Annotated in this window: 3 protein-coding genes; 1 reads left to right on the top strand and 2 read right to left on the bottom strand. The window is 47.4% G+C overall.

What is annotated here, in order from left to right:
- Nucleotides 1-102: 102 nt before the first annotated feature.
- The gene (gene purD, locus AB4167_RS22110) at nucleotides 103-1,392 is read right to left on the bottom strand and encodes a phosphoribosylamine--glycine ligase (RefSeq protein ID WP_017062702.1); all 1,290 of its coding nucleotides are present in this window, start codon (nucleotides 1,390-1,392) and stop codon (nucleotides 103-105) included.
- 133 nt (nucleotides 1,393-1,525) lie between these two features.
- Nucleotides 1,526-3,133 carry a bifunctional phosphoribosylaminoimidazolecarboxamide formyltransferase/IMP cyclohydrolase gene (gene purH / locus AB4167_RS22105; protein WP_372137035.1) on the bottom strand — a complete coding sequence of 536 codons (1,608 nt, stop codon included), beginning with the start codon at nucleotides 3,131-3,133 and terminating at the stop codon, nucleotides 1,526-1,528.
- 325 nt (nucleotides 3,134-3,458) lie between these two features.
- Between purH and zntR the strand changes: the two genes are divergently transcribed.
- Nucleotides 3,459-3,899, top strand: coding sequence for a Zn(2+)-responsive transcriptional regulator (zntR, locus tag AB4167_RS22100; RefSeq protein WP_017062704.1), 441 nt, complete (start codon nucleotides 3,459-3,461; stop codon nucleotides 3,897-3,899).
- The last annotated feature ends 46 nt before the right edge of the window (nucleotides 3,900-3,945 follow it).

Below are 3,945 nucleotides of genomic sequence, written 5' to 3'. Positions count from 1 at the left end.
GCTTTAACTGATCGGCATTAGCCTATTGAGGCGCCTTTTTCTGTTATTCACTTGCTGTCATTTGCTTACTGTTATTGGAAAGTAAGCGAGCAACAAGATTGTTTACTGCTCTTGTTCGCGCGCAATCGCACGGTAACCAATATCATTGCGGTGGAACATACCATTCCAGCTAACTTGCTTCGTCAACGCGTAAGCGCGCTCTTGAGCCTCAGAAACCGTATTGCCCAGTGCTGTTGCACAAAGTACACGACCGCCGTTTGTCACAACGTCGCCAGCTTCATTATTTGTCGTACCCGCGTGGAAAACCTTTTGGCCTTCAACTTCGCTTGTTGGTAGTGAAATAACGTCACCTTTTGCGTAGTCAGCAGGGTAACCGCCAGCCGCAAGAACAACACCGATAGAAGCGCGTGGATCCCACTTCGATTCTGCTTCGTCGAGCTTCTCGTCGATAGCCATTAGGCAAAGTTCAACAAGGTCTGACTCCATACGCATCATGATAGGTTGCGTTTCAGGGTCGCCAAAGCGGCAGTTGTATTCGATAACTTTAGGTGTGCCGTCAGCATCGATCATTAGGCCAGCGTAAAGGAAACCTGTGTAAGGTGCGCCTTCTGCGTCCATACCACGTACCGTTGGGTAGATAACTTCCTCAAGGATACGGTTGTGGATTTCTGGAGTTACAACCGGCGCAGGAGAGTAAGCACCCATGCCGCCCGTGTTCGGCCCAGTGTCTTTGTCGCCAACACGTTTGTGATCTTGGCTGGTGGCCATAGGAAGCACGCTAGAGCCGTCAACCATTACGATGAAGCTTGCTTCTTCGCCTTCGAGGAACTCTTCGATAACAACGCGGCTGCCTGCTTCGCCAAAGGCGTTGCCCGCTAGCATGTCTTTGATTGCGTCTTCTGCTTCTTCAAGGGTCATCGCAACGATAACGCCTTTACCTGCCGCAAGACCGTCAGCTTTCACTACGATAGGAGCGCCTTGCTCGCGAACGTAAGCGATAGCTGGCTCAATCTCAGTGAAGTTTGAGTAGTAACCTGTTGGGATATCATGACGAGCTAGGAAGTCTTTAGTGAATGCTTTAGAGCCTTCAAGCTGTGCTGCAGCTTGAGTAGGGCCGAAGATTGGCAAACCTACTTCGCGGAATGCATCAACCACACCGATAACCAATGGTGCTTCAGGGCCCACGATAGTCAGTTCGATTTTTTTATCTTGGGCAAACGCGACTAAACCAGCGATGTCTTCAACGCCGATGTTTACGTTCTCTAATTTCGGCTCAAGTGCAGTACCTGCGTTACCTGGAGCGATGAATACTGTTTCAACGTTTGGGTTTTGTGCTGCTTTCCAGCCTAGTGCATGCTCACGACCGCCAGCACCAATAATCAATACATTCATGTTTTAAACCTTCAATCAAAATTGATAGTAGTAGAACTAAAAAATGTCTGAGCAACACTAAATGATAGTGTTGCTCATCTCGGAGCGCAGCGTTCTCGTTTCCCGTAGCGAAGCGCTCTCGTATCTTTTCTTTCTAGTGGCGGAAGTGACGCATGCCCGTAAAGATCATCGCCATGCCGTGTTCGTCTGCTGCTGCGATAACTTCGTCATCACGCATAGAGCCGCCCGGTTGGATAACACACTTGATGCCAGCCTCTGCAGCCGCGTCGATACCGTCACGGAATGGGAAGAATGCATCTGATGCCATCACACAGCCTTCAACCTGTAGACCTTCGTCTGCAGCTTTGATGCCTGCGATTTTCGCAGAGTAAACGCGGCTCATTTGGCCAGCGCCAACACCAATTGTCATGTCGCCTTTCGAGTAAACGATAGCGTTAGATTTAACGTATTTCGCTACTTTCCAGCAGAATAGAGCATCTTTCAATTCTTCAGCTGTAGGTTGGCGCTTAGAAACCACTTTAAGGTCATCTTCAGACACCATGCCTTGGTCGCGGTCTTGAACTAGCAAACCACCGTTAACGCGTTTAACGTCAAAGCCAGTTGTCTTCGTTGTCCACTCACCACACTCAAGTAGGCGAAGGTTTTTCTTAGCCGCTACGATTGCTACTGCTTCAGCAGAAACTGATGGTGCAATGATAACTTCAACGAATTGACGCTCAGTGATAGTCGTTGCTGTTGCAGCGTCTAGCTCACGGTTGAAAGCGATGATGCCGCCAAATGCAGAAGTTGGGTCTGTTTTGAATGCACGGTCGTAAGCTTCTAGGATGTTTTCACCTAGTGCAACACCACATGGGTTAGCGTGCTTAACGATCACACATGCTGGCTGGTCGAACTCTTTCACACACTCAAGTGCTGCGTCGGTGTCAGCGATGTTGTTGTAAGAAAGGGCTTTACCTTGAATCTGGCGAGCTGTAGAAACTGATGCTTCTTCAGGGTTTGCTTCAACGTAGAATGCGGCTGCCTGGTGGCTGTTCTCACCGTAGCGCATGTCTTGCTTTTTCTCGAACTGTTGGTTGAACGTGCGAGGGAATTTGCTCTTGTTTTCAGGAGAAGGTTTGTCACCTTCTTTGTTCTCACCGTAAGATGGAACCATAGTGCCGAAGTAGTTTGCGATCATGCCGTCGTAAGAAGCGGTGTGCTCGAATGCTGCGATAGCGAGGTCGAAGCGAGTCTCTAGTGTTAGAGATTTATCGTTCGTGTCCATTTCAGCGACAACGCGCTCGTAGTCGTGTGCGTTAACAACGATCGTTACGTCTTTGTGGTTTTTCGCTGCAGAGCGAACCATTGTAGGGCCGCCGATGTCGATGTTCTCAACAGCATCAGCAAGGGTACAACCTTCTTTAGCAACGGTTTCTGCGAATGGGTATAGGTTTACAACAACCATATCGATAGGGTTGATACCGTGAGTTTCCATCACGTCATCATCTTGGCCACGACGGCCTAGAACACCACCATGAACTTTTGGGTGCAGAGTCTTAACACGGCCATCCATCATTTCTGGGAAACCAGTGTAGTCAGATACTTCTGTAACAGAGATGCCTTTTTCAGCAAGCAGGCGAGCAGTGCCACCGGTAGATAGGATATCTACACCACGGTTAGCAAGAGCTTGTGCAAATTCAACGATACCAGTTTTGTCTGATACGCTGATTAGAGCGCGGCGAATTGGACGAGCGTTATTCATGCTTCCATCTTCCTCAAATTCATGGGGTTAAAATAAAGATATTTGCCAAAAAAGAACTTGTTTCTATCTTCTTAGCGTGGATTATCTTAGATACCAGTAAGAGATAAAATATTGGCCAGTTTTGGTAAAGACCTTTTGGGTTAGTCTTATGATTAAGCTATAAGATAACCAACTCCAAATTTGATGGCGCAGATTCTAACTAATTTATTACAAAAAAGCTCGCGCAATCGTTTGGCATCTCAAAATTAATTATGAAAAGTGCCATTTCAGCCTGAAAAGTAACGATAAGGTTAATTGTGGAATGGACGAAACAGTAGGAAAAAACATGTTTCAGATCGGTGAATTAGCGAAGCGATGCGGTGTGACAGCCGATACCTTGCGATTTTATGAGAAGAATAACCTGATCGCGCCAGCCAGTCGCAGTGACTCGGGTTATCGCCTATATGATGAAAATAACCAGAAACAGGTGACGTTTATTCTCAAATCTAAAGCGTTGGGGCTGAGTTTGGACGAGATTAAAGAATTGCTTGAGATTCGCCTCGAGGCCACACAGCACAGTTGCGCTGAAGTGAAGTCGATTACCTCAGCAAAGCTAGAGATGATTGATGAGAAGATTACCGAGTTAACTAAGATTCGCACCGCACTTAAAAAGATTAATGATGCGTGTTGTGGTCACGTAGACGATGATGCAAGCCATTGTTCGATTCTAGCAGCCTTGGACTCAGCAAACGTCGACAAAGGTCGCTGCTGTCGCACTGGAGAGTAATCAGCGACTATCACGGATCGACAAGCCAAAAAAAAGGTTCATCGCG

Source organism: Vibrio sp. 10N.286.49.E11 (assembly GCF_041469505.1).
GTDB lineage: Bacteria > Pseudomonadota > Gammaproteobacteria > Enterobacterales > Vibrionaceae > Vibrio > Vibrio crassostreae_C.
The sequence above is the reverse complement of the archived record's forward strand: the minus strand, read 5'-3'. Positions and strand labels throughout refer to the sequence as shown.